This is a genomic window from Alteromonas antoniana, assembly GCF_019249295.1.
GTDB classification, from domain to species: domain Bacteria; phylum Pseudomonadota; class Gammaproteobacteria; order Enterobacterales; family Alteromonadaceae; genus Alteromonas; species Alteromonas antoniana.
The window spans coordinates 1-22,557 of the sequence record NZ_JAESDH010000042.1 but is presented as its reverse complement, the minus strand read 5'-3'; the positions used below and the strand labels follow the sequence as shown (position 1 = coordinate 22,557).

20 protein-coding genes are annotated in these 22,557 nt (G+C 47.2%); 9 read left to right on the top strand and 11 right to left on the bottom strand.

Annotation, left to right across the window (positions count from 1 at the left end; genetic code table 11):
• Positions 1 to 149 precede the first annotated feature (149 nt).
• The 3 genes from dxs to xseB are packed head-to-tail and all read right to left on the bottom strand — an operon-like array spanning position 150 to position 3,227.
• Entirely contained in the window at positions 150 to 2,012 is a 1,863-nt protein-coding gene (dxs, locus tag JKP77_RS21045) for a 1-deoxy-D-xylulose-5-phosphate synthase (RefSeq protein ID WP_218313144.1), read from the bottom strand.
• A 35-nt stretch (positions 2,013 to 2,047) separates the two neighbouring features.
• Complete coding sequence (locus JKP77_RS21040; RefSeq protein WP_218313143.1) at positions 2,048 to 2,938, bottom strand: farnesyl diphosphate synthase; 891 nt, start codon at positions 2,936 to 2,938, stop codon at positions 2,048 to 2,050.
• A 46-nt stretch (positions 2,939 to 2,984) separates the two neighbouring features.
• Entirely contained in the window at positions 2,985 to 3,227 is a 243-nt protein-coding gene (xseB, locus tag JKP77_RS21035; protein ID WP_420840084.1) for an exodeoxyribonuclease VII small subunit, read from the bottom strand.
• Positions 3,228 to 3,528: 301 nt separating this feature from the next.
• On the opposite strand from xseB, the gene pomA reads away from it, so the two are divergent.
• Entirely contained in the window at positions 3,529 to 4,293 is a 765-nt protein-coding gene (gene pomA / locus JKP77_RS21030; RefSeq protein ID WP_218313141.1) for a flagellar motor protein PomA, read from the top strand.
• Between the two features lie 2 nt (positions 4,294 to 4,295).
• Entirely contained in the window at positions 4,296 to 5,246 is a 951-nt protein-coding gene (locus JKP77_RS21025; RefSeq protein WP_218313140.1) for a flagellar motor protein MotB, read from the top strand.
• An 86-nt stretch (positions 5,247 to 5,332) separates the two neighbouring features.
• Here the strand turns inward: JKP77_RS21025 and JKP77_RS21020 are convergent, their stop codons facing one another.
• The 5 genes from JKP77_RS21020 to JKP77_RS21000 are packed head-to-tail and all read right to left on the bottom strand — an operon-like array spanning position 5,333 to position 9,747.
• Complete coding sequence (locus tag JKP77_RS21020; protein WP_218313139.1) at positions 5,333 to 6,586, bottom strand: SAM-dependent methyltransferase; 1,254 nt, start codon at positions 6,584 to 6,586, stop codon at positions 5,333 to 5,335.
• Positions 6,587 to 6,602: 16 nt separating this feature from the next.
• Complete coding sequence (locus JKP77_RS21015; protein WP_220100229.1) at positions 6,603 to 7,325, bottom strand: DUF1365 domain-containing protein; 723 nt, start codon at positions 7,323 to 7,325, stop codon at positions 6,603 to 6,605.
• The gene (locus JKP77_RS21010) at positions 7,322 to 8,587 is read right to left on the bottom strand and encodes an NAD(P)/FAD-dependent oxidoreductase (RefSeq protein WP_218313138.1); all 1,266 of its coding nucleotides are present in this window, start codon (positions 8,585 to 8,587) and stop codon (positions 7,322 to 7,324) included. Before JKP77_RS21010 ends, JKP77_RS21015 begins: the two co-directional genes overlap by 4 nt.
• Positions 8,588 to 8,599: 12 nt before the next feature.
• The gene (locus JKP77_RS21005; protein WP_218313137.1) at positions 8,600 to 9,319 is read right to left on the bottom strand and encodes an SDR family NAD(P)-dependent oxidoreductase; all 720 of its coding nucleotides are present in this window, start codon (positions 9,317 to 9,319) and stop codon (positions 8,600 to 8,602) included.
• Positions 9,316 to 9,747: a nuclear transport factor 2 family protein gene (locus JKP77_RS21000; RefSeq protein ID WP_218313136.1), complete on the bottom strand. Its 432-nt coding sequence runs from the start codon at positions 9,745 to 9,747 to the stop codon at positions 9,316 to 9,318. Before JKP77_RS21000 ends, JKP77_RS21005 begins: the two co-directional genes overlap by 4 nt.
• Positions 9,748 to 9,892: 145 nt before the next feature.
• Here JKP77_RS21000 and JKP77_RS20995 point away from each other — a divergent pair, with 145 nt between their 5' ends.
• The 3 genes from JKP77_RS20995 to JKP77_RS20985 all read left to right on the top strand — a co-directional run bounded on the left by JKP77_RS20995 (position 9,893) and on the right by JKP77_RS20985 (position 11,871).
• Entirely contained in the window at positions 9,893 to 10,468 is a 576-nt protein-coding gene (locus tag JKP77_RS20995) for an LON peptidase substrate-binding domain-containing protein (RefSeq protein WP_218313135.1), read from the top strand.
• Positions 10,469 to 10,595: 127 nt separating this feature from the next.
• On the top strand, positions 10,596 to 11,207 hold the full coding sequence (locus JKP77_RS20990) for a sigma-70 family RNA polymerase sigma factor (protein WP_218313134.1): 612 nt from the start codon (positions 10,596 to 10,598) through the stop codon (positions 11,205 to 11,207).
• On the top strand, positions 11,200 to 11,871 hold the full coding sequence (locus JKP77_RS20985) for a ChrR family anti-sigma-E factor (RefSeq protein WP_218313133.1): 672 nt from the start codon (positions 11,200 to 11,202) through the stop codon (positions 11,869 to 11,871). Before JKP77_RS20990 ends, JKP77_RS20985 begins: the two co-directional genes overlap by 8 nt.
• A gap of 74 nt (positions 11,872 to 11,945) precedes the next feature.
• On the opposite strand, the gene JKP77_RS20980 is transcribed toward JKP77_RS20985, so the two are convergent.
• On the bottom strand, positions 11,946 to 12,710 hold the full coding sequence (locus JKP77_RS20980) for an outer membrane protein assembly factor BamD (RefSeq protein WP_218313132.1): 765 nt from the start codon (positions 12,708 to 12,710) through the stop codon (positions 11,946 to 11,948).
• A gap of 169 nt (positions 12,711 to 12,879) precedes the next feature.
• Between JKP77_RS20980 and rluD the strand changes: the two genes are divergently transcribed.
• From rluD to clpB, 3 genes are all read left to right on the top strand, one after another.
• Positions 12,880 to 13,863, top strand: a complete 984-nt coding sequence (gene rluD, locus JKP77_RS20975) for a 23S rRNA pseudouridine(1911/1915/1917) synthase RluD (protein ID WP_218313131.1) — start codon at positions 12,880 to 12,882, stop codon at positions 13,861 to 13,863.
• Entirely contained in the window at positions 13,864 to 14,583 is a 720-nt protein-coding gene (pgeF, locus tag JKP77_RS20970; protein ID WP_218313130.1) for a peptidoglycan editing factor PgeF, read from the top strand. It abuts the gene before it with no gap.
• Between the two features lie 93 nt (positions 14,584 to 14,676).
• Complete coding sequence (gene clpB / locus JKP77_RS20965) at positions 14,677 to 17,247, top strand: ATP-dependent chaperone ClpB (RefSeq protein WP_218313129.1); 2,571 nt, start codon at positions 14,677 to 14,679, stop codon at positions 17,245 to 17,247.
• Between the two features lie 42 nt (positions 17,248 to 17,289).
• Here clpB and prsT read toward each other — a convergent pair whose 3' ends face one another.
• On the bottom strand, positions 17,290 to 20,070 hold the full coding sequence (gene prsT / locus JKP77_RS20960; RefSeq protein WP_218313128.1) for an XrtA/PEP-CTERM system TPR-repeat protein PrsT: 2,781 nt from the start codon (positions 20,068 to 20,070) through the stop codon (positions 17,290 to 17,292).
• An 82-nt stretch (positions 20,071 to 20,152) separates the two neighbouring features.
• Positions 20,153 to 21,046: an exosortase-dependent surface protein XDP1 gene (gene xdp1, locus JKP77_RS20955; RefSeq protein WP_218313127.1), complete on the bottom strand. Its 894-nt coding sequence runs from the start codon at positions 21,044 to 21,046 to the stop codon at positions 20,153 to 20,155.
• A 290-nt stretch (positions 21,047 to 21,336) separates the two neighbouring features.
• Between xdp1 and pssA the strand changes: the two genes are divergently transcribed.
• Positions 21,337 to 22,152 carry a CDP-diacylglycerol--serine O-phosphatidyltransferase gene (gene pssA, locus JKP77_RS20950; protein WP_218313126.1) on the top strand — a complete coding sequence of 272 codons (816 nt, stop codon included), beginning with the start codon at positions 21,337 to 21,339 and terminating at the stop codon, positions 22,150 to 22,152.
• The last annotated feature ends 405 nt before the right edge of the window (positions 22,153 to 22,557 follow it).

Below are 22,557 nucleotides of genomic sequence, written 5' to 3'. Positions count from 1 at the left end.
TGATCAAGCTTGGTAAATAGAGTTCAAAAAAAATCCCCACTAATTACTTAGCAGGGATTTGTGTATAAGAGACAGGCATTGATGCTGGCTTTCTTGCTCTCTTACTTACTTTGCGCTGACAGGGACACGCTATGCTTGCCGAACTGTTTTCAGGATAGCGCGGCGTTGACTTTTTCAATAATGCCTTTTGCATCCAGTCCATGCTTTTCATACATCTGCTGTTGCGTGCCCTGAAGGATAAATTCATCGGGCAGACCCATCGGCAGTACTCGGCGCAGAGTTGCTGAAGACTGAATGTGCTCCATTACTGCCGTGCCGGCACCGCCAGCGATACAGCCGTCTTCAAGGGTGACGATCAACTCATGCGAATCACATACCCTGTCAATGGCGCTGGTATCCAGCGGTTTCACAAATCGCATATCAATTAAGGTAGCGTTAAGCGATTCGGCGGCCTCTTCGGCGAAAGGAAGCAGGGTACCAAAGTTTAAAATGGCAACCCGTTCTCCGCTTCGGCAATGACGAGAAACCCCTAACGGCATTTCTGTCATCTCAGATTCTGGTGTGACACCTTTACCGGCTCCTCGCGGGTAGCGAACAGCAGCGGGTTTGGCGGCTTTGTGGCCCGTGTACAGCATTTGACGGCATTCGTTCTCGTCTGAAGGGGTCATGATGATCATGTTCGGAATGCAGCGCAGGTAAGCGATATCGAACGCTCCCTGGTGCGTTGGGCCGTCAGCACCCACAATACCTGCACGGTCGATAGCAAACAAGACAGGCAAGTCCTGCAGGGCGACATCATGAATTAACTGATCGTATGCGCGCTGTAGGAAGGTAGAATAAATTGCCACGACTGCATGATAGCCATCTTTCGCCATGCCTGCTGCAAAGGTCACTGCGTGTTGTTCAGCAATGGCAACATCAAAATACTGGTCTGGAAATTTCTGCGAAAACGCGACCATGCCGGAGCCTTCACGCATAGCTGGTGTCACCGCCATGAGCTTAGGATCCTGCGCTGCCATGTCACAGAGCCACTGACCAAAAATAGCAGAAAAAGCTGGCGCGGATGGCTTGGATGCTGGCAGTGCGTTTTCCGCCGGATTGAACTTCGGTACCGCGTGGAATTTAATCGGGTCTTTTTCCGCTGACGGATAGCCTTTTCCCTTGCGCGTGACTACGTGAAGCAGCTGCGGACCTTTGAACTTGCGCATGTTTCGCAGCGTGTCGACCATCGCGTTAACATCATGACCGTCAATAGGTCCAATATAGTTAAAACCCAGTTCCTCGAATATCGTGCCTGGCACCACCATTCCCTTCAGATGTTCTTCAGCACGACTGGCGAACTCTTTAATTGGGGGGACATTGCTCAGCAGCTTCTTGCCACCATCGCGAATGGTATTAAAAAAGTTGCCGGTAAGCAGACGAGCCAGGTGACTGTTTAAGGCACCAACATTCTCAGAAATCGACATTTCGTTGTCGTTTAGCACAACTACCATATCTTTATTGATATCACCGGCATGGTTTAGCGCTTCAAACGCCATGCCTGCTGTCATTGCACCATCGCCGATCACAGCGACGACTTTACGCCCTGCGTTTTCTTTCTCAGCGGCGACAGCCATGCCCAGAGCTGCACTGATTGAGGTGGAAGAGTGGCCGACCGCAAATGTGTCGTACTCGCTTTCTGGCGGCCACGGGAATGGATGCAGGCCGTCTTTTTGACGAATAGTAGACATACGTCCGGCACGACCGGTCAGGATCTTGTGCGGATAAGCCTGATGGCCCACATCCCATAACAACCGATCAAACGGTGTGTTATAAATATAGTGGAGCGCCACAGTCAGCTCAACCGTGCCCAGACCCGAGGCGAAGTGGCCGCTGCTTTGACTGACGCAATTTAACAGGTATTCTCTTAACTCGTCAGACAGGGTATTTAATTTTTCTTGTGGCAGTGTCCGAAGCGCCTCAGGTGTTCCAGCCTGTGAGAGGGTCGGATAATGCTTTAAATCTAAAGTCATGCGTTATTATTCTTAATACGTGAACGCGTCAGACCTCAATGGTCGCGCTTAACCATGAGTTCGCTGAACGCAGCTAGATAATCGGTATTGTAGGGCAAACTGTCCAATGCTTGAAGCGCGCTATCGTAAAGAGCTGCTAATTCTTTTTTCGCACCATCCATACCTAACAGCGCCGGGAATGTGTTTTTACCGCTCGCCTCGTCTGACCCCTGAGGTTTCCCGATAAGCTCGGCACTGCCTTCTACGTCTAAAATGTCATCCTGGACCTGAAACGCAAGTCCAATCACACGTGCGTATTCGATGAATGTTGCCCGGTCTTGCACTTCCAGTGAATTGCTGACTAAGGTGATCATTTCCACACAGGCACACAGCAGAGCGCCGGTTTTCAATTGGTGTAGTCGCGTCAGCTCGGCCAGCGAAATCGCTTCGCCGGTAGACGCCAAATCAATGGCTTGTCCACCGCACATACCCAGATAGCCAGACGACTTGGCCAGCACAGAAACCAGTTCCGCACGCTTTTTACTGCCGGCATCACTCATCGGGTGTTCACAGAGTATGGTGAACGCCAGCGTTTGCAGCGCATCTCCGGCGAGAATCGCGGTTGCCTCATCAAACGCAATATGACAGGTTGGCTGTCCACGGCGCAGGTCATCGTCATCCATTGCCGGCAAGTCGTCATGCACCAGCGAATAAGCATGAATACATTCGATCGCCATCGCAATAGTAAGCTGATCTGAGCGCGGAATATCCAGTGTGTTACCTACCAGATGAACCAGAAAGGGGCGCATTCTTTTGCCACCGGCCAACAGTGCATGTCGCATAGCGGCTTTAAGCCTAGGTGCATGATCCGGGAGCAGACTGAGCAAGTGCATCAGTGCGTCGTCGGTTTGATCTTTTATCTGCTGATGCAGGGCCGTAAATTCCATAAAAGGACCTGTAGAAGCGCAGTCACGTTCAGACTGCGTAAACCTGTTAATCGTTGTCGTCGGTCTTCAGATCGGTCAGCGTTTCCTGACCTTGCTCGGAAAGAAGAATTTTCACTTTTTGCTCAGCCTGCTCCAGCGATTGCTGGCTTTGGCGCGAGAGGCTGATACCGCGTTCAAATTTTTCCAGCGCGGTGTGCAAAGGGAGATCGCCATTCTCCATCTCATTGACGATAGACTCAAGCTCTGACAGGCTCTCTTCAAAGGTAAGGGCAGTGGTTTTTTCCGTCACAGTATGACCCGATAATCGGCTGGTAAAAGGATAGGCGCACATTAACTGAGGGTAGGCGACGGGTCAAATGGTTTGTCCAGTGTTACCCTGTTGCTTCTTTGATTTTTAAGCGAGTAATGAAGTGACTATTGGGGATATACAAGGCTTCTGCTACAAATAGGTTATAGAATTCTATGGTAATGCCGATAGAATAGCTGGCACTTTTATAATAATTGTGATGTAACGTTTTGAACAATAAAGGCAAAGTGACCAGATTTTGCCACAGTTACATTACCCGTTGGCACAGCATGAGGAAGAGTTTGTGGATTTAGCTACCGTCATAGGCATGTTGGGTGCAATTGGCTTTGTTGTCATGGCTATGGTCATGGGCGGCAGTATGGCGATGTTTATCAACGTCCCATCTATACTGATTGTATTCGGCGGTACCCTTTTCGTGGCCTTGTCACAGTTTACCCTGGCGCAGTTTTTTGGCGCAGGCAAAATCGCTGCGAAAGCGTTTATGTTTAAAATCGACTCGCCTGAATCATTGATTGAAAAAGTGGTAGAGATGGCAGATGCCGCACGTAAAGGGGGGTTTCTGGCACTGGAAGAAGCGGAAATCGAAAGCCCGTTTATGCAAAAAGGCGTGGATATGCTTGTGGATGGCCACGATATCGAAGTGGTACGCGAAACCCTGGCAAAAGATATCGCAATGACAACAGACCGTCACGAGTTTGGTGCGACGATATTTAAAAGTATGGGTGATGTTGCCCCGGCCATGGGGATGATCGGTACGCTGATTGGTCTGGTTGCTATGTTGTCGAACATGGACGACCCAAAGGCTATCGGTCCGGCTATGGCTGTTGCGCTTCTGACGACCCTGTACGGTGCTTTCTTTGCTAACGTTATTTGTTTACCTATTGCGTTTAAACTGAATGTACGGGCGCAGGAAGAGCGATTAAATCAAAAGCTGATCCTGGACGGTATCGTAGGAATTGCCGATGGTCAGAATCCGCGGGTTATCGAAGGGATCCTGAAAAATTACCTGGCGGCCAGTAAGCGTGCTACCGGCGCTGAGGATGAATAAGCATGGCTGAGCAGCAAGAAGAATGTCCTAAATGTCCCCCGGAGGGACTGCCAGCATGGATGGGAACATTTGCAGATCTGATGTCACTATTAATGTGCTTCTTTGTATTGTTGCTGGCCTTCTCAGAAATGGATGTGCTCAAGTTTAAGCAGATTGCCGGTTCGATGAAATTTGCGTTTGGTGTGCAAAATAAAATTGAAGTTAAGGATATACCCAAAGGCACCAGTGTGATTGCTATGGAGTTTCGTCCGGGGCGACCGGACCCCACACCAATTGAAACCATTCAGCAGCAAACCATTGAGATGACACAGCAGATGCTGGAGTTTCAGGCCGGAGATGAGGATTCAGCAGGGGGACGACAGAAGCAACGTGGTACTCAGCGCGGTGGACAAGCACAGCAAACTGCCACTGAACAGGCCTCGTCAGCGTCTCAGAGTGCCGATCAAAGTGAGAATAATGAGCTGATGAAAAAAGTGGCTCAACAGCTTCAGAAGCAAATTCTGGATGGTTCTATTGAAATGGAGTCGCTGGGGCAGCAAATCACTATACGCATTCGGGAAAATGGCTCGTTTTCGGCAGGCTCAGCTTTCCTTCAGCCTCAATTTAAACCCGTAATCAGGCAAATTGGCGAGCTGTTGGCAGAAGTACCGGGCGAGATAGAAATTGCAGGACACAGTGATGGTCAACACATTGCCAATGAACTTTACAGTTCAAACTGGGACTTGTCTTCACAACGCGCGGTGGCGGTAGCTGAGGAGCTTCGGCGCGCCCCCGGGTTTGATGAGAAACGCATGGCGGTTGTGGGTAAAGCTGATACTGTGCCACTGATTGAAAATGCGGCGACGGCGGATGACAGAGCCCGAAATCGCAGGGTAGAAATTAATATTAATCAGGGTAAGCCCATGCTGTCTAAACCGATATCAGTGATTGACGCAGAGGGTGGCAACGAGTAAATCCCTTCGTCTAACCCAACGTAAGATAATAAAAAACCACGGTGATCACCGTGGTTTTTTTTTATAACAGAGATAACAGGGGGTGATTAACGGAACAATGCCGCACGATGAGCCGGTTTGCTCATTAACAGCTGTACCGTTGAGATGGTACGCTCCAGAAATCCACCTTCACAGTATTTAAGGTAATAGGTCCACATTCTGACGAAGCGATCATCGTAGCCATCTTTTAACAATGCATCTTTAGCCTGGATAAACGCCTGATACCAGTCATCGAGTGTTTTTGCGTAATCCAGACCAATATCCTGCAGGTCACGGATCATCAGGTCGCTGTGGCGCTTCATATGTGCGTTAAGCTCATATTGCGACGGTAAGAATCCACCCGGGAAAATGTATTTCTGAATGAAATCCACACTGTCAGCATAACTATCGAAACGACGATCATCGATGGTGATAGATTGCAGCAGCATCAGTCCGTCCGGCTTGAGTAATGACGCGCACTTTTCAAAAAAGTTGCCCATAAACCGTTTGCCTACTGCTTCTATCATTTCTATCGACACCAACTTGTCGTATTTCCCTTCCAGCGTGCGATAATCCTGTTTCAACAGCGTAATTTTGTCACTCAGTGATTCTTTGGTTACCCAATGCTTGGCATAAGCGAACTGCTCTTCAGAGATGGTAGTAGTGGTCACGCGGCATCCGAAATGCTTCGCTGCGTACACCGCCAATCCGCCCCAGCCTGTACCGATTTCCAACAAATGGTCATTTTCGGTTAGCTGAAGTTTTTCGCAGATAGTTTGTAGCTTATGCTGCTGTGCTTCTCCCAGACTGGCATTGGGGTCAGGGTAAATTGCCGATGAATACATCATGGTGTTATCAAGGAAGCGGGTGTAGAGCTTGTTGCCCAGATCGTAATGCGCCTCAATATTCTTTTTGGCCTGGCTGGTTGTGTTGCTGTTCATGAGGTGTTGCCACTTCAGCAGCGGCATCGTCAGCCATTTAAATTTGTTTTCCCAATAATCCAGGGTGGGCAAATTTCTGGCGAAAATACGGATAACCGCGGTCAGATCATCGGTTGTCCACTGCGCATCCATATATGTCTCGCCCGCAGCAACACTACCGCCAAACAACAAACGCTTATATGCATTAATATCCTGGATATCCACTACCGCGTGGAGATCAGAAGTGGGATCCCCAAACGTACTGACGTCTTCGCCTCTCTCGCGAATCGTTATCTGACCTTCCGGCAGATGTGACAGACATTTTAAAAATGCACTTCGACAGGCTTTCACAGTGAAGGGAACCTGTTCAGGTGCGGTAATTAAACTTTCGCCTTGTGACATTTTTTGTTCCTGATTTTTACGGATGCGAATAAACTGGCGTACGTTTTATCCATAACTTTATAGCTTGCCAGTAGATTCCTAATACAGTTTTTATCGTCATACTCGGTGTACGTCTCATTACGTAACCTAAAGTATCAGAGTTCATCGGTAACCGGTTGAGTTTAAACCCTGCTGAGAAGTCTTTTTTAGCAGAAAAACAGTCCATAACCAGTGAAAACGTTTCTTCAGGAAGGCCGATATGCCATTTGTACGTCATGTCTATCGGGTTGAATGGCGACACGTGAAATGCTTTTTCTGTGTCTTTTTGTTCTCTTAAATCAACAAGATAGTGGTGCCTCTCATTCCATGGAGTATTACTGACTTCGGCCAGCATATGCGTATACTCGCCAGCAGCACTTCGCAGAAAGTAAAAATTTACCGGACTGAAGTACATCCCCAACATGCGCAATTGTCCCAACAGAAACACATCGCCGGAGAGCGGCGCACCATTCAGTTCACTCATTCTCTTAACCACTGATTTTTCAAGAGGTTGCGATGCGTCCCCAAGATAATCCGAACGCTTGAAACGCGCCAGTGCAAATGACGAACATGAAAAATGTTTAATTTCATTTTCCAGCGTGTCCAGCTCAGACAACTTCAGCCAGAAAAGGTAAATCTGGTAGTCAAAAGCATGGGTTGTCGGCCGGAATCGCCTGTGAAATAAGGTACCGGTGTAAATGGCACTTTCTGTTGATATCAAAGCGACTCTCCAAACCGGGTGCAGACGTCCAGTGCACTTTTCACACCGTCTTCATGAAAACTGTTGTACCAGTAAGCCCCACAGAAATGCAGACCATCAACACCGCAAATGTCAGCCCGTTGTTGCTGAGCCGCAACCATATTTTCGCTGTATTGAGGATGGGCGTAGCGATATTGCCCTAAGATGCAGTCAGCCTTGATTGCGCTGGTATTGTTCAGGGTGACACAGAAGGTAGTCTCGCTGTCGATACGCTGCAAGATGTTCATGTCATAAGTAACCGTTGCAGGTGCCTGCTCTTCGCTTTCAATATCCTCAATCTGGTAGTTCCAGCTTGCCCATGCCAGTTTACGCTTGGGCAAAATGCGCGTATCAGTATGCATCACAACGTCGTTCATCGAATAGGGAATATTGCCCAGAATCTCTTTTTGTTTCTGTGTAGGCGAGGCCAGCATTTTCAGCGCTTGATCGCTGTGACAGGCAAAGATGACGTCATCGAATTGTTCTGCATTGCCATCAGCCGAGGTCACTGACCAGGTGCCATCAGTCCGCGAGACCGACGTGACCGGAGTGGAGAGCCGGATGTTGTCTTTGAACGCCCGGGTAATCGGCTCAATATAACTGTGTGAGCCTCCTATGAGGGTATACCATTGCGGACGGTCATTCACGTTCAGCAAACCGTGGTTATTAAAAAACTGCAGGAAGAAGGTTAGCGGGAACTGTCGTGTTTGCGCCAGGCTGGCAGACCAGATCGCCGCACACATTGGCAAAATGTAATAATGGGCGAAATCATCACTGAGGTTAAGTTCCTGAATATAGCCATACAAAGTCTTGTTGCTGGTGTCTTCTTTGCTCGCTACCAGCGCCTTACAGGCTTTATTGAAGCGAAGAATATCGCGTACGATCCGCCAGAAGCGTGGACGAAGAATATTTCTTCGTTGCGCGAACAAGGTATTTAAATTATTACCGTTATACTCCAGATTGGCGGAGTCGCTGGTCACCGAAAAGCTCATCTCCGTTGGCTGGCGTTCAACGCCAAGGCGGTCCATCAGACTGATAAAGTGAGGATAAGTCCAGTCATTGAAGACAATAAAGCCAGTGTCGATGTCATAGTCCCGACCATTGACTGAGACTTGTTTGGTTGCTGTGTGACCGCCAATATAATCGTTAGCCTCGTAGACCGTAATATCGTGTTTTTTATTTAACAGGTAGCCACAGGTAAGTCCGGAAATACCGGTTCCGATAATGGCAATGCGCTTTTTCATTCTTATTGTACCTTACTGCTTGTCTCGCATTGACAGTGAAAGTTTCCGCTGAATTCCTATCGGCAGAATATGCATGAACCGCATTATCCATCCGAAAAAGGTAGGGAAAAATATGGTTTGTTTATCTTTTTCAATGCCTTTGAGCAGTGCTTTCGCCGCTTCTTCTGCTGTTATTTTCATTGGCATTTCAAAATCGTTTTTATCAGTTAACGGTGTTTCTACGAATCCTGGAGACACTGCCTGAACACGCACGCCTTTTTTCTCCAGATCGACCTCCAGGCTTTTAGTAAAGTAGTGTACAGCAGCTTTACTTGCTCCATAAGCCTCGGTCCGCGTAAAAGGAAACAACCGCGCCATGCTGTCGACAATGACCAGTTTTTTTCCCTCCGACAGATTAGGCATCAACCCATCAACGCAGTGTACAATACCGAAAAAATTTGGCTCAAATACACGTCGGAACATGTCGGGTTCAAATTCATCTATATCTACATATTCGCACGTTCCGGCATTCAAGACTGCTATATCGAAATCGACACTGGCAAGTGCACTACGTGTTGCCTCCAAGTCAGAAACATCAAATTGCAGGCCGGAAATGTTTTCATTAGCTGATAATTCGTCCAGCGCGTCCTGGTTCCGACCGCACGCAATTACCTTGTAGCCATTTTCGGCGACATGACTTGCCAGTGCTTTTCCTATTCCTGACGTTGCGCCTGTGATAAGCATTGTTTTCATGATGACAACTTCGCCTTAATCTTTTTAACTATCCAGCCCAGTACCGGGATGTGTTCGTAAACCATCGTTCCCAAATCGTAAAAGTCTCTGTGATAACAGATTTTGTCGTTATGGACCTTCAATTGCGTTGTGCCGGGCAGCTCAATATATTTGCCTGAACTACGTAAAACCAGGTGCATCGTCCAGTTCACCAGAAAATGCAAACCTTCCTCATTTTTCTCGCATTTTGCGATAACGTCGATATCAAAACGACAGCTCTCTGCTTCTTCGGTAAGTTTGGAAAAGTAGGTTTTGACTTCTTCAATGCCTTGGTGGGAATCGATTGGGTCAACAAAAAAAACATCGTCGCTGTAAACCTTTTCCAGGTCAGCCGGAGTAATCAGAGTCAGGTCTGAATACAACGATTTAAATCGCTCAATTACGGGCATCGGTACTATTAGTTTTTGATTTTCAAATATCTACGTTGGCCCAACTTTCGAGGATCAGGCATTGCGGGTAATTATTACCCAAGGGCGATCCAAAAATACAGGGTTGGCGTATCTGGCAAATATCCTAACAGTGTAAATTTGACATATGCAGCAAGAAAATCTTCCTCTTTTTCCGCTCTCTGCACACCTTCTGCCAGGTGGCCGTATGTCATTGCGTATCTTTGAACCTCGCTACATCAGAATGGTCAAGGAGGCATGCGCTCAGAACAGCGGCTTTGTACTGTGCATGCTGAATGCGCAGGGGGACAAAGAGACCAACAAACATATCTTTCCGATAGGGACTTTTGCCGAGGTCATTGACTTCGATATGCTTGAAGATGGGTTGCTTGGCATAAAGGTTGCTGGAATTTACGGTGTTGAGGTGAAAGATATTCGCACAGAATCCGACGGTTTACGTGTCGGGCAATGTGAAAAAATTCAGCCATGGTGCTGCGATATCACATCTGAACAGATCGCCCCTATGGACGAACGATTGAAAGAAATTTTTGATCGCTACGCTGACCTGGGAGCCATGTATGACAAGCCGAGTTTTGATGATCCAATTTGGGTGATTCACCGGTGGCTTGAACTACTCCCGGTAGATGCGAAGCAAAAGCAACATTTTCTGGTCCAAAAAGACTGTAAAAAGTTGCTAAACTATCTTTCAGCGCTGGTGCAGTAAGTATAAATTACACACCGGTCAGTAAAGGTTGCGACATTACAGTATTTTAATGTTGTAAATACGATCATTTTTTATCATTCGTACGTAGTGATTCAGGTAACCAAATTGGAAAATACGGACGAAACATATGTTAGTTGGAATTCCTTTGGAACAAAGTAACAGTGCAGTTAAACCAAAAGAGTGTGCAGGTGAAATGTCAGAGTACATTGTCGCCGTCGCGGAAAAGCGCTGTAAAAAGTCTTTTGCGCGGGTTTTTGGTTATTTTGCACCTCGCCTACGTTCTTACGCACTGAAACAAATGGGAAATGAAGCGTTAGCGATGGAGCTGGTACAGGACACAATGTCTAATGTCTGGCAAAAAGCGCATTTATTTAACGCTGAAAAAGGTTCACCATCGACCTGGATCTTTACGATAGCGCGAAACATTCGTTTTGACATGTTACGCAAGCTGCAGAATCGTAAGGAAGATGTATGTTCAGATGATTTGTGGCCAGTTCTTTGCGAGCAAACAGCAGACGCAAACGAGACGTCTCTGGATGAGCAGATAACGCTGGAACAAATCGGATTTTTGTTTGAAGCACTGCCGGTTAAACAAAAAGCAGTTATTGAAGCAATCTACATCGACGGCAAGTCTCAACAAGAGGTAGCTGACGAACTTGAGATTCCTTTAGGCACTGTGAAATCTCGCACGCGACTGGCATTGCAACGATTGAAAGGCATGTTAAACAGTCATGATTAAGTTCCACCCCAGTCCTGAGCAATTATCGCAGTTTGCTGAGGGCACTCTGTATGCTGTTGAATCGATTATGGTTTCCGCACATTGTGATATGTGTGAGCGATGCCAGAAGCGAGTAGCGGCAGAGACAGAACGTTTAGCCGAAGATGTGTTGGAAACTCAGAAGATAGAGCACCATTACGAGTTCGATACAATGTTAGCCGGGATCACGCAACTCCCTGCGGCGGAATCGATAAGAGCACTGCCTGTTGAACGTACACAGGCAATAGAGCTCGACGGCAGAACGTTCCCATTACCACGAACATTACAACGGTTGGCTGATAAGACAGGAAACTGGTCAAGTCTCGTTGGAAGGTTGTGGCAAGCTCCTGTAGATTTAGGGAATCAGGGAGTGGCTAATTTTATTTACATGGAAAAGGGCGGTAGCGTCCCTGAGCATACGCACCGCGGCACAGAGTTCACGTTGGTGATTAACGGCGAATTCAGTGATGGATTAAATGCTTACGATTCCGGTGATTTTATTTTTATGGACGGGGAAAAGACACACGCGCCACGTTCAGACGCGCCAGAAGGGTGTTTGGTATTCAGCATTGTCGATCAGCCTTTACATTTCACATCTGGGTTAGCGCGTTTAATTAATCCGTTCAGTCATTTATTTTTCAGATAGCGCCTGGCGAAATCTGATAAAAAAAACGCACCGACCGGTGCGTTTTTTTGTTTCTAAAAAGCATTATCGACGTCTTAGCTAATAAATTCGCTGTCCGGATAATTCAGCTTTAATGTTTTCATCGCATTCTGTTTAAGCTCTTCCAGGCCCAGTTGCTCATAGCTTGATACCATAATTTCAAGGGCTTGTTGCACCTGCGTTGAATCAGGAAAGTGCTCGATTACATATCTGCCACGATTTGCTGCGGCCACAAACGCTTCCCGACGCATGTAAAAACGTGCGATAGCAATTTCATAGCGGGCCAAACGTTCCTTAATGTGCAACATACGTTTGCGCGCGTCGACAGCGTATTTACTGTTCGGATATTGCTGAATTAGTCGTCGAAAATCATTAAATGCTTCGCGGGATTTCGCGGGGTCGCGATCCGCCCGGTCAATATTCATTAACTCCTGAAAAAGATTGCTGTCCGACTCCATATTCGTCAGGCCGCGCATATAGAACGCATAATCAATGTCAGAATGATTAGGATTTAACCGAATGAAGCGATCTACTGTCGCGAGCGTTTCTTCAGTTTTACCCGACTTGTAATAGCTGTATATCAGATCCAACTGAACCTGATGGCTCAACGGACCAAATGGATAGCGGGAGTCCAGTGCGCTTAATGTTGCCGCGGCATTGCTGAAGTTACCTGCCTCCATGCTGGTCTTGGCTTTTTCATAGAGCTGCTGTGCGCCCATGTTAGCCAATACGACCTGTTCTTCGTTGTCAGATGAGCTACATCCGGTCAGCGAGATCATAGCACCAACAACAAGCGGTGCCACTTTACGAAATGATTTCATATATTGGTATTTTCCTGCTAAACAGTCTGTTAAACATCGCTGTCTACGCGTATTTTGCACGCCATTCTAGCGCACTCGAAGGGCGAATGCCCACACAAAATCCTGAAAGTATCCGACTCGTTTTCGTAAACCTTGTTATAATACGCTTTTTACTCAGTAATAAGGTGTTATGACTCAGTCAGAAAACACAGTCAACCTGGAAGGGTCGACAGGTCAGGAGCATTTCGGTCAACGATTAGATCAGGTTTTGGCGGATTTGTTCCCTGAATATTCCCGTTCAAAGCTAAAAAGTTGGATTCAGGATGGCAATGTCCGTCTGGACGGTGATGTAGTCACTGCTCCCAGGCATAAAATTTTGGGCGATGAATTCGTTCAGATATCTGCGACGATGGAAGTTCAGACCACAAGTCAGCCGCAAGCCATAGCGCTGGATATCGTTTATGAAGACGACGATATTCTGGTTATCAATAAGCCTGCAGATTTGGTGGTGCATCCTGGTGCCGGGAATCAGGATGGAACCATACTCAACGCGCTGTTAAACCATGTACCCAATATCGATAAAGTGCCTCGCGCAGGTATCGTGCACCGGCTTGATAAAGATACCACCGGCTTGATGGTAGTGGCGAAAACGCTGCCGGCGCAAACGCATCTGGTGGATCAGCTTCAAAACCGGGTGATGAGTCGTGAATATGAGGCGCTGGCAATTGGGACCATGGTGGCAGGTGGCGTCGTTGAAGCGGCAATAGGGCGTCACCCCACCAAGCGCACGCACATGGCGGTGCGTGAATTTGGTAAACCTGCGGTAACCCACTATCGGGTTATCGAAAAGTTTCGCGCACACACCCATTTGCGTCTGAAACTGGAAACCGGTCGGACACACCAAATCCGGGTGCACATGGCACACATCAAGCACCCGCTGGTTGGCGATCCAGCATATGGGGGCCGCGCCAGATTACCTAAGGGTGCAACTGACGACCTGGTTTCTATGTTAAGAAGCTTCAACCGGCAGGCATTACATGCAGCACAGCTGTCATTGTACCACCCGGTTACTGGCGAGTGGATGACGTGGCAGGCGCCACTTCCTCAAGACATGGTAGCGTTAATCAATACTGTCAGAGAAGATACCAAAGCGCATCCGGATGAGGCGTTGTAAATGACAAGCTGGTTTAGCCCTGACTGGGGGGCGCCGGATAATGTCATAGCCTATTGCACAACTCGTCACGGCGGGGTGAGTAAAGACCATTATCATGGTCTGAACGTTGGCCTGCATGTTGGCGACAATAGGCAGGCTGTAGAGGAAAATCGCGCGATGTTGCCTTTTCACGAACGCATCCACTGGCTTAATCAGGTTCATGGGCGCGACGTGGTTTTATTGCCCAGCGATGAGACCACTGCGGACGCCGCTATCAGTCGATCATCAGACGTGTTTTGTGCGGTAATGACTGCTGATTGTGTGCCCGTCTTACTGTGTAACGCTGATGGGACAGAAGTGGCCGCTGTCCATGCTGGCTGGAAAGGGCTGGCGAATAATATTATTGCTGAAACGATTTCGAAGATGGCGTCTGAGGCTGGTTCACTGTATGCCTGGATTGGGCCTGCCATTTGCGGCGAGCACTATGAAGTGCCTGCTGACCTGGCGGTGAAATTTGATGCGTATACAGACGTCAGCAAGCCGGCGACTTCCCCGCAAAAGTACTTTCTTAATCTTCCTGGCATCGCCCGGCAACAACTGGAACAGAAAGGTGTGGTTGCCGTGACAATGAGCAACGAGTGCACGTATTGCAAGCCCGATACCTACTTTTCTCACCGCTTTGCCACACACCAGGGAGAGCACTCGACAGGTCGGTTTGTCAGCGTGATTGGTTTGCGCTAAATCAACATTTGTTGACTTTTTCACCGTCTGACTTGAATCGTCGTGAAGCAGTACCCATAAATTAAGCAAGGTTTTTGCAGGGGAAATGCATCCATGCGATTAGATAGATTTACCAGTAAATTTCAGATAGCGATTTCTGACGCTCAGTCTTTGGCACTGGGCCGGGATCATCAGTTTATTGAACCCGTTCACCTGATGACGGCACTGCTTAATCAGCAGGGCGGAAGCGTTCGTCCGCTGCTGGATCAGGCCAGCGTTAACGTGAACTCATTGCGCTCAGCACTCAGTGAAGCCATCGAACGACTACCGCGCGTAGAAGGCGTTGGCGGTGACGTTCAACTGAGTAAAGAAAGCGGTATTCTTCTCAACCTGTGCGACAAAATCGCTCAGCAACGAAAAGATGAGTACATTACCTCAGAGATTTTTGTGCTTGCCGCATTGCAGGACAAAGGCAAACTTGGCGATATTCTTAAGTCGCTGAACATCACCAAGGAAAAGGTAGAAAATGCCATTGATACCATGCGCGGCGGCCAGAAAGTAACGGATCCTAATGCCGAAGATGTCCGCCAGGCACTTGAAAAATACACTACGGATTTAACCGAACGCGCCGAGCAGGGAAAACTGGATCCGGTTATCGGTCGCGATGACGAAATCCGCCGAACCGTTCAGGTACTGCAGCGCCGCACCAAGAACAATCCTGTGCTTATTGGTGAGCCAGGCGTAGGTAAAACAGCAATTGTAGAAGGACTGGCACAGCGCATCATCAATGGTGAGGTTCCTGAAGGCCTGAAAGATAAGCGCGTGTTGTCACTCGACATGGGCTCACTGGTGGCAGGAGCCAAGTATCGCGGAGAGTTTGAGGAACGCTTAAAAGCCGTACTTAACGAGTTGGCGAAAGAAGAGGGCAGGGTGATCCTGTTTATCGACGAGCTGCACACCATGGTGGGCGCGGGGAAAGCGGATGGCGCGATGGATGCCGGAAACATGCTTAAGCCCGCTCTTGCCCGTGGTGAGCTTCACTGTGTTGGCGCTACAACATTGGATGAGTATCGGCAGTACATTGAGAAAGATGCTGCATTAGAGCGGCGTTTCCAGAAGATACTGGTCGAGGAACCCAGTGTAGAAGACACCATTGCTATTCTGCGCGGTCTGAAAGAGCGCTACGAATTGCATCACTCGGTCGATATCACCGACCCGGCGATTGTTGCGGCGGCAAGTTTATCCCATCGTTATATCAGCGATCGTCAGTTACCGGATAAAGCCATTGATTTGATAGATGAAGCGGCTTCCAGCATCCGTCTGCAAATTGATTCTAAACCAGAAGAAATGGACCGTCTGGAGCGTCGCATCATTCAGTTAAAGCTGGAAGAACAGGCGCTTGCCAAAGAAACGGATGATGCCAGTCATAAACGCCTTGAAATGATTGAGCTTGAGCGAGAACAGCTTGAAAACAAGTACGGCGAGCTGGATAAAATCTGGAAAGACGAAAAAGATGCTATGCAGGGCACGCAGACTATTAAGTCGGAACTTGAACAAGCGAAACTTGATCTGGAAATTGCACGCCGGGCATCAGATTTAAACCGTATGTCGGAATTACAGTACGGTCGTATCCCCGAACTGGAAGCTAAGCTTGAGCGTGCCGCAGAAAACGAAACCCGCGAAACGCAGCTTCTGAAAAACAAAGTATCGGATGCTGAAATTGCAGAGGTGCTGTCACGCTGGACGGGGATCCCGGTAGCCAAAATGCTTGAAGGCGAGCGTGACAAGTTATTGCGCATGGAAGATGTGCTGCACAAACGGGTAGTGGGTCAGCAGGAAGCGGTCAATGCCGTGTCTAATGCCATCCGTCGTTCCCGCGCTGGGCTGGCTGATCCTAACCGGCCAATCGGTTCCTTCTTGTTCCTTGGACCTACCGGTGTGGGTAAAACCGAACTGTGTAAAGCGCTTGCCGGATTTATGTTCGACACCGAAGATGCCATGGTACGCATCGATATGTCTGAGTTTATGGAAAAGCACTCGGTCGCGCGTCTGGTCGGGGCGCCTCCGGGCTACGTAGGGTATGAAGAAGGTGGCTATCTGACAGAAGCAGTTCGTCGTAAACCTTACTCTGTGATCCTGTTGGACGAGGTCGAGAAAGCGCACCCAGATGTTTTTAATATTCTGCTGCAAGTGTTGGACGATGGTCGCCTGACGGATGGGCAGGGCCGCACGGTAGATTTTAAAAATACCGTGGTGATAATGACCTCTAACCTCGGTTCAGATGTCATTCAGGATAAGCACGAGCAAAGCCAGTATGATGAAATGAAGGCCATGGTGATGGGCGTAGTGGGACAACATTTCCGGCCTGAATTCATCAACCGTGTGGATGATATCGTGGTGTTCCATCCGCTTGGCAAAGATGAAATTAAGTCAATTGCGAAAATTCAGCTGGCATCACTGCGTGCACGACTTGCAGATAAGGGCTTTAAGCTTGAATTGTCCGGCGCGGCGATGGATAAGCTGGCTGAAGCTGGGTTTGATCCGGTCTTCGGTGCGCGACCGCTTAAGCGGGCGATACAGGTTCAGATTGAGAACCCGCTGGCGAACAAACTGCTGTCAGGAGATATCGAGCCGGAAGCGACTATTCGTATTGACCTTGACGGGGACAATCTGACGGTTGTGTAGATAGTAAAAAGCGCTGCTTTCGGGCAGCGCTTTTTTTATCGTCTACAGTTTGTCGTACAACGAAATTACTGCTTGTTTATCTTCAAAGTTTTGGTTGTAAGTTTTGTGTTCATCCAAAATGCGTTTAGCTTCTGCTCCTCGCTCCAGTTTGCTCAGAGTGTAGGCGAGATGATACTGAATGGTCGGCGATTGAGAATTAAGGGTGTAAGCCGTTCTCAAATAATCCAGCCCCTTGCTGAAATCATTGTTTTTAACCAGCAGCCACCCAAAAGTATCGTTGATGCTAGCCTGATTTGGATCTAAATCAATAGCCTGCTGGGCATATTCTAAAGCTTTATCCGGAGCCTTATCGCTCAAAATAATAGCGATATTGTTCAGGATATTACTGCGCTTAGGGATGTCATCTACGGTAAGTAGTTGTTGATAAACCGGCAGAGCGCTTGCGTATTTTCCCTGAATAAACAGAGAATCGGCATAAAGGTGTTTAAGAAAAAGGTTGTCTTTATTCTGTTTTGAAGCTTTTTCTAATATCGCCGCAACGGTTTCTTGTGAATGACCGGTTTTACCCAGTTCATAGAGTCGAATATAGGGAAGCGTGTAGTTGGCATCGATGGCAACCGACTGCTCATAAAAACGCAGAGCTTTAGTATTGTTTTTCAATGCAACGTGAAGATCGCCGCTTAATAACATCAGACTTGCCGACTTGCCAAATGTCTTAGCCGTTTCTGCGATGTGCTTTTCTGCATCGTCAAAGCGCTTTTGATTTAACAAGAAGCGTATATAGTTCAATGACGCGACAGGAGAGTCATTGGATGCTGTAACCGCTTTTTGTATTGATTCTTCAGCCCCTTCGAAATCCCCGGACCTGACCTGGAGCTGACTTAGTTCGATTAATCGTTCAATGTTATTTTCAACCAAAGGAGTGGCTATTTTGAGTTGTGATGAAGCCTCATCTGTCCGCTCTAACTGCAACAGAATCTGCGCTTTTTTAATTCGATACTCAGTGGAAAGCCTGTCTAAAGTGAGTAGCTGGTCGATTTCTGACAGTGCAGAAGCGAACTCTCCTTTATTCACGTATAGCGACACCAGTAGCTCCTTTACCTGTGGCGACTTGGGTGCGAGCGACTTTGCATCCAATAGCAGTGCAATTCCTTCATCATATTCACTTCTTAAGGAGCGGATTTGAGCACCCAGAAGCAGCGCGGGGACAGCAGTTTTGTCTTTGTTCAGACTTGAAGAGATAAGCAACTGAGCCTCATCGAGGTCATTTTTAGCTACTGCAATTCTCGCAGCATTCATATAGCTAAGTGCAGATACATCTTCGGACGCAAGAAGTTCTGCAGTCAAAGATTCAGCCTTCTCAAACTGATTAGTTCTGATAAGTAGATCAACCTGAACGTTCTTAAAGCTTTGGTTATCAGGGAAGTCGACGACTAGTTGATTTATGGTGTTTAGTGCTTCAGTGAAGTTGCCAGTATCACCCTGTAGCATCGCCAGCGTTTCGTTTGCCTGAGGTAAGTCTGAACCAGAAAGAGTCTGGTTTGCTAATCTTAACGCCGCACTTTTGTCAGTTTGCGCTAACAGTTTGACGTTGATAAGGTCAACATAAGCTTTGTTTGAGTCTGATTCTGGTAGCGTTTCAACAAGCTCTGCACATCTAAAACTTCGTTTGTTCGCGATAAACAATTCACATGCAAGATAAGTAAGCTCAATGTTTTCAGATATTTTGTCTGAATAGCGCTCCAGAATTTTAATAGCTTCTCTGTTCTGGTTGAGATTTAATAAAGACTGCGTGATGACCGATACTATCTCCGGTGTTGGCTCAGTGGCGCTTATGTATCTGGAAAGCTCGGTTACTGCCAGTTCATAGTTACGGTTGATATAGGCGACAATCCCGGCAATAACGCTTAGGCGTGTGCGTTGGTAGTCAGAACCGTCTTCAATAAGGCTGAATAGCTCAGAGAGTTCCCGCAGAACATCATCAGCTTCCTCTTTTTGGTTGGTTAGTGCTAGTACTCTGGCCTGTAATAACTTATTGAGTACATCGTTGGGACTTTGAGCCTGTAATTTAGTCAGAATTTTCTGTGCCTGCGAATATCTCCCTGCTTCTGCGTAGCTTGCGGCGAGTGTGCGGAGAATAGCGGGGTTGTCTTGGGATAGCTCTGAGGCTCTCTCATATAATGCAATTGCTCGCTCAGGCTCACCTTGTTTGTTGAAGAGCTTGCCTTTTAACTGTATTACTTCAGGTGAGTCTGAATGGGATGTCTCAAGCTGCCGAAGCATAGCTGCCGCTTTTACCAGTTCGTCACTATCGAGCAGCAGGTTAATAAGTGTCAGTTGCAGTCCAAGGTGGTCAGAGTCTTCTCTCAGTTGATCGGCCAGGATAGATTTGGCCTTGATCAGTTTTCCTTGTCTTTCGTAAGCGTGGGAGGCCAATACAGTTAAATCGCTTTTTAACTGTCGTGGTATGCCTGTGGTCTGCGCCAGGCCAATAACATCCTCAAATTGACTGGATTGCAGATAGGCATGTGCAAGAGGTAATACAACCAGAGACTTATCCGCCCCGGCTCTCAGTACTTCTTCGAATTCAACGATGGCATCATTGACAAAGCCATCGATAAGAAGCACTTTCCCCATCAACAATTTAGAGGGGAGGTGATTGTCATCTTCATTTAGTGCGTTCTTTAGTTGAATATAGCTTTCGCCGTATTCGTTCTTGTTGAATGACTGTAATGCCTCTTCATAATACTGTGCAGCGGTTTCAGCTGATACAGAGAATGAAGACACAGTAAACAACAGTAAGAAAGAGATGTATTTATTCACAAGCAAAACCCAGGCTTGAACAATTTGTCGCTAATATAACAAAAAAAGCCCCTTTATCAGGGGCTTTCTTGAATAAACAGAATTACGCGGCGCTTTTTTTGCGTCTCATCACGAGTAATGACATACCCAGAGCAAAAATCGCTAATGTGCCTGGAGCACTCACTTCTCCGACCTCGGGGGCCCCGTGTGTGGTTAACCCTGCAAGTTTAAAAGAGCTGCCCGCTGCATTTAATAACGAACCAAACGAAGTGTTATAAGCCCCTATCAGCCAATACTTAGAAAATGTAGAGCTGATATTGTTGGTCGAGTTTGATGCTAGCGAGTAAGACGAACCTACATGATTAAAGCTTTCTTTGTACATCAGACCTGAAGCAACACTCGCCCAGGTTGAGCCCGAAATGGATGGAGCGGAGTTACCGCCGATTGCGCCAATAGACAATGAAGATGTTCCATTGGTTGGCCAGCCAAGGTTGATCCCGGCAAGAGAAACCGCTTCACTGAATTCAAACAGTAAGAAGTCGGTATCGTTTAGTTGGGTGTTTCCGCAGTTATACGAACCTCCAGACCAATAACTAAACTTAGTGCACGACTCTGTCCCACCATTATCAATTGTATGTTCATCAGCAGCTTTAGTACGGGTTAAGTGCCAATCTCCACTAGAGTAAGAGTAATTCCAGTCAGTATTGCTTTCATAGCTGTTTTGGTTATAGTTTAACAGGCCATAGCCATTTTCACTGATCGCAGCGGTTTCAATACCGTCGTGTCCGGACCTTTCATCCGTATCAGCCCACGCTGAAATCGATACAGAAAGTGAACCATCTTCCGAACCGTAACTAAGCGAATTCCCATATGAATTAGACCAGCTTCCTCCCGAATAGGAACCACCATGCGTAAAGTCCCAGGTTGAAGGATCAGCAATAGCGCTGGTAGTCCAGGTAAGAGCTGTTAATAAAGCGATGGCGTGAAATCTTTTCACTGCAATTCTCCAGAATGTGTAATATTTACACGTTATCAAATATCGTGCCAACTTACTAAGTTTCTGTAATCTTTAGTTATTAAACTTTTAGGTAGATTCAGCTGTAAAATAATGTGACAGTTAAACTCAACGACACTCTCTATAATAAGTGGTTTTTTAATCTGCTTAGGTATGTGCAGGCGAACCTGCGTATACATGGGGGGATGAGCGTTTTGGCTGGTGATACTGCATTACAATCAGTTCTTCAGATGTGTAATAATAAATAACTCGACTTTTATGACTAGGTGTTTATGTCAGACAGCAAAAGAAAAGGTATCTATCTGTTACCTAACTTATTAACCACCGCAGGATTGTTTTCCGGTTTCTTCGCAGTGGTCTCTTCCATGAACGGGCGGTTCGAGGCTGCCGCGGTTGCGGTATTCGTTGCTATGATTTTTGATGGCCTTGATGGACGTGTTGCCAGAATGACGAATACCCAAAGTGATTTCGGTGCCGAGTACGACTCGATGGCTGATATGGTGTCCTTTGGTATGGCGCCGGCACTGGTAGCTTATAACTGGGGATTAAGTGAGCTTGGTAAACTTGGCTGGCTTGCTGCCTTTATATATGTAGCGGGAGCCGCGCTTCGTTTAGCCCGCTTTAACACCCAGGTAGGAATTGCAGATAAGCGTTTCTTCCAGGGGCTGGCAAGCCCGGCTGCAGCAGCAGTGGTATCCGGCTTAGTATGGGTCGGTGTTGAGTACGACGTAAATGGAAACGACTATGGACTGATAGTTGCGCTGGTTACCGGTGTTGCCGGTTTGCTTATGGTGAGTAATTTTAAATATAACTCATTTAAGGAAGTGAACTGGCATGGCAAGGTTCCTTTTGTTGCTCTGCTGCTTATATTGCTGGTCTTCGTTATTGTGGCAACTGAACCTGCGCTTGTATTGTTTATTGTTTTTGCGCTGTACGCCCTTGCGGGACCAATCAACACCTTCAGGACAGTAGATAAAGTTACCCTCAATGATGTAGTGGGCGATCACGAAGAAGACGCTGACTTTGATGGTGACAAAGATGTGCAAACTGAAAAACAAAAGCAAAGTGATGACGTCGAAAAACAGTAATTAGCATGATTTTGATGGCTCATTGAGCAGTTTGTTTAAAAAGCGACCGAACGGGTCGCTTTTTTCGTTTTTATGGTAATTCTCTGTTGACGGGTTCTGAATTCTGCGTAGAATGCGCGCCTCCTTCACAGGGACAGCGGAAAAGCGCAGGAACTGAGAAGCGATGAGTTACCGGGTTTTTGAAAAAATAATTCAAAATCTGGTTGACAAAAAAAAGATGCGAAGTATCATACGCATCCCGCTTGAGACAAGCGCTACAGCAAATCTCAAGAGCGCTGAAAAGAGTTACTTTGAAGCGCGCCAAGCAGCAAGTCTGTGATTGGCGAATACGTTCTTTAACAATTTATAACAAGACAATCTGTGTGGGCACTCGTTAAGAGTGTCAACAACGACAATTCATATTTC

What these genes read in the sequence shown, in the direction of transcription:
- pgeF (WP_218313130.1), top strand. Translation starts at nt 13,864, where the DNA reads ATGACAAGCTGGTTTAGCCCTGACTGGGGGGCGCCGGATAATGTCATA.
- dxs (WP_218313144.1), bottom strand. Translation starts at nt 2,012, where the DNA reads ATGACTTTAGATTTAAAGCATTATCCGACCCTCTCACAGGCTGGAACA.
- clpB (WP_218313129.1), top strand. Translation starts at nt 14,677, where the DNA reads ATGCGATTAGATAGATTTACCAGTAAATTTCAGATAGCGATTTCTGAC.
- JKP77_RS20985 (WP_218313133.1), top strand. Translation starts at nt 11,200, where the DNA reads ATGATTAAGTTCCACCCCAGTCCTGAGCAATTATCGCAGTTTGCTGAG.
- JKP77_RS21040 (WP_218313143.1), bottom strand. Translation starts at nt 2,938, where the DNA reads ATGGAATTTACGGCCCTGCATCAGCAGATAAAAGATCAAACCGACGAC.
- JKP77_RS21010 (WP_218313138.1), bottom strand. Translation starts at nt 8,587, where the DNA reads ATGAAAAAGCGCATTGCCATTATCGGAACCGGTATTTCCGGACTTACC.
- JKP77_RS20995 (WP_218313135.1), top strand. Translation starts at nt 9,893, where the DNA reads ATGCAGCAAGAAAATCTTCCTCTTTTTCCGCTCTCTGCACACCTTCTG.
- pssA (WP_218313126.1), top strand. Translation starts at nt 21,337, where the DNA reads ATGTCAGACAGCAAAAGAAAAGGTATCTATCTGTTACCTAACTTATTA.
- JKP77_RS21000 (WP_218313136.1), bottom strand. Translation starts at nt 9,747, where the DNA reads ATGCCCGTAATTGAGCGATTTAAATCGTTGTATTCAGACCTGACTCTG.
- rluD (WP_218313131.1), top strand. Translation starts at nt 12,880, where the DNA reads ATGACTCAGTCAGAAAACACAGTCAACCTGGAAGGGTCGACAGGTCAG.
- JKP77_RS20980 (WP_218313132.1), bottom strand. Translation starts at nt 12,710, where the DNA reads ATGAAATCATTTCGTAAAGTGGCACCGCTTGTTGTTGGTGCTATGATC.
- JKP77_RS21020 (WP_218313139.1), bottom strand. Translation starts at nt 6,586, where the DNA reads ATGTCACAAGGCGAAAGTTTAATTACCGCACCTGAACAGGTTCCCTTC.
- JKP77_RS20990 (WP_218313134.1), top strand. Translation starts at nt 10,596, where the DNA reads ATGTTAGTTGGAATTCCTTTGGAACAAAGTAACAGTGCAGTTAAACCA.
- JKP77_RS21005 (WP_218313137.1), bottom strand. Translation starts at nt 9,319, where the DNA reads ATGAAAACAATGCTTATCACAGGCGCAACGTCAGGAATAGGAAAAGCA.
- JKP77_RS21025 (WP_218313140.1), top strand. Translation starts at nt 4,296, where the DNA reads ATGGCTGAGCAGCAAGAAGAATGTCCTAAATGTCCCCCGGAGGGACTG.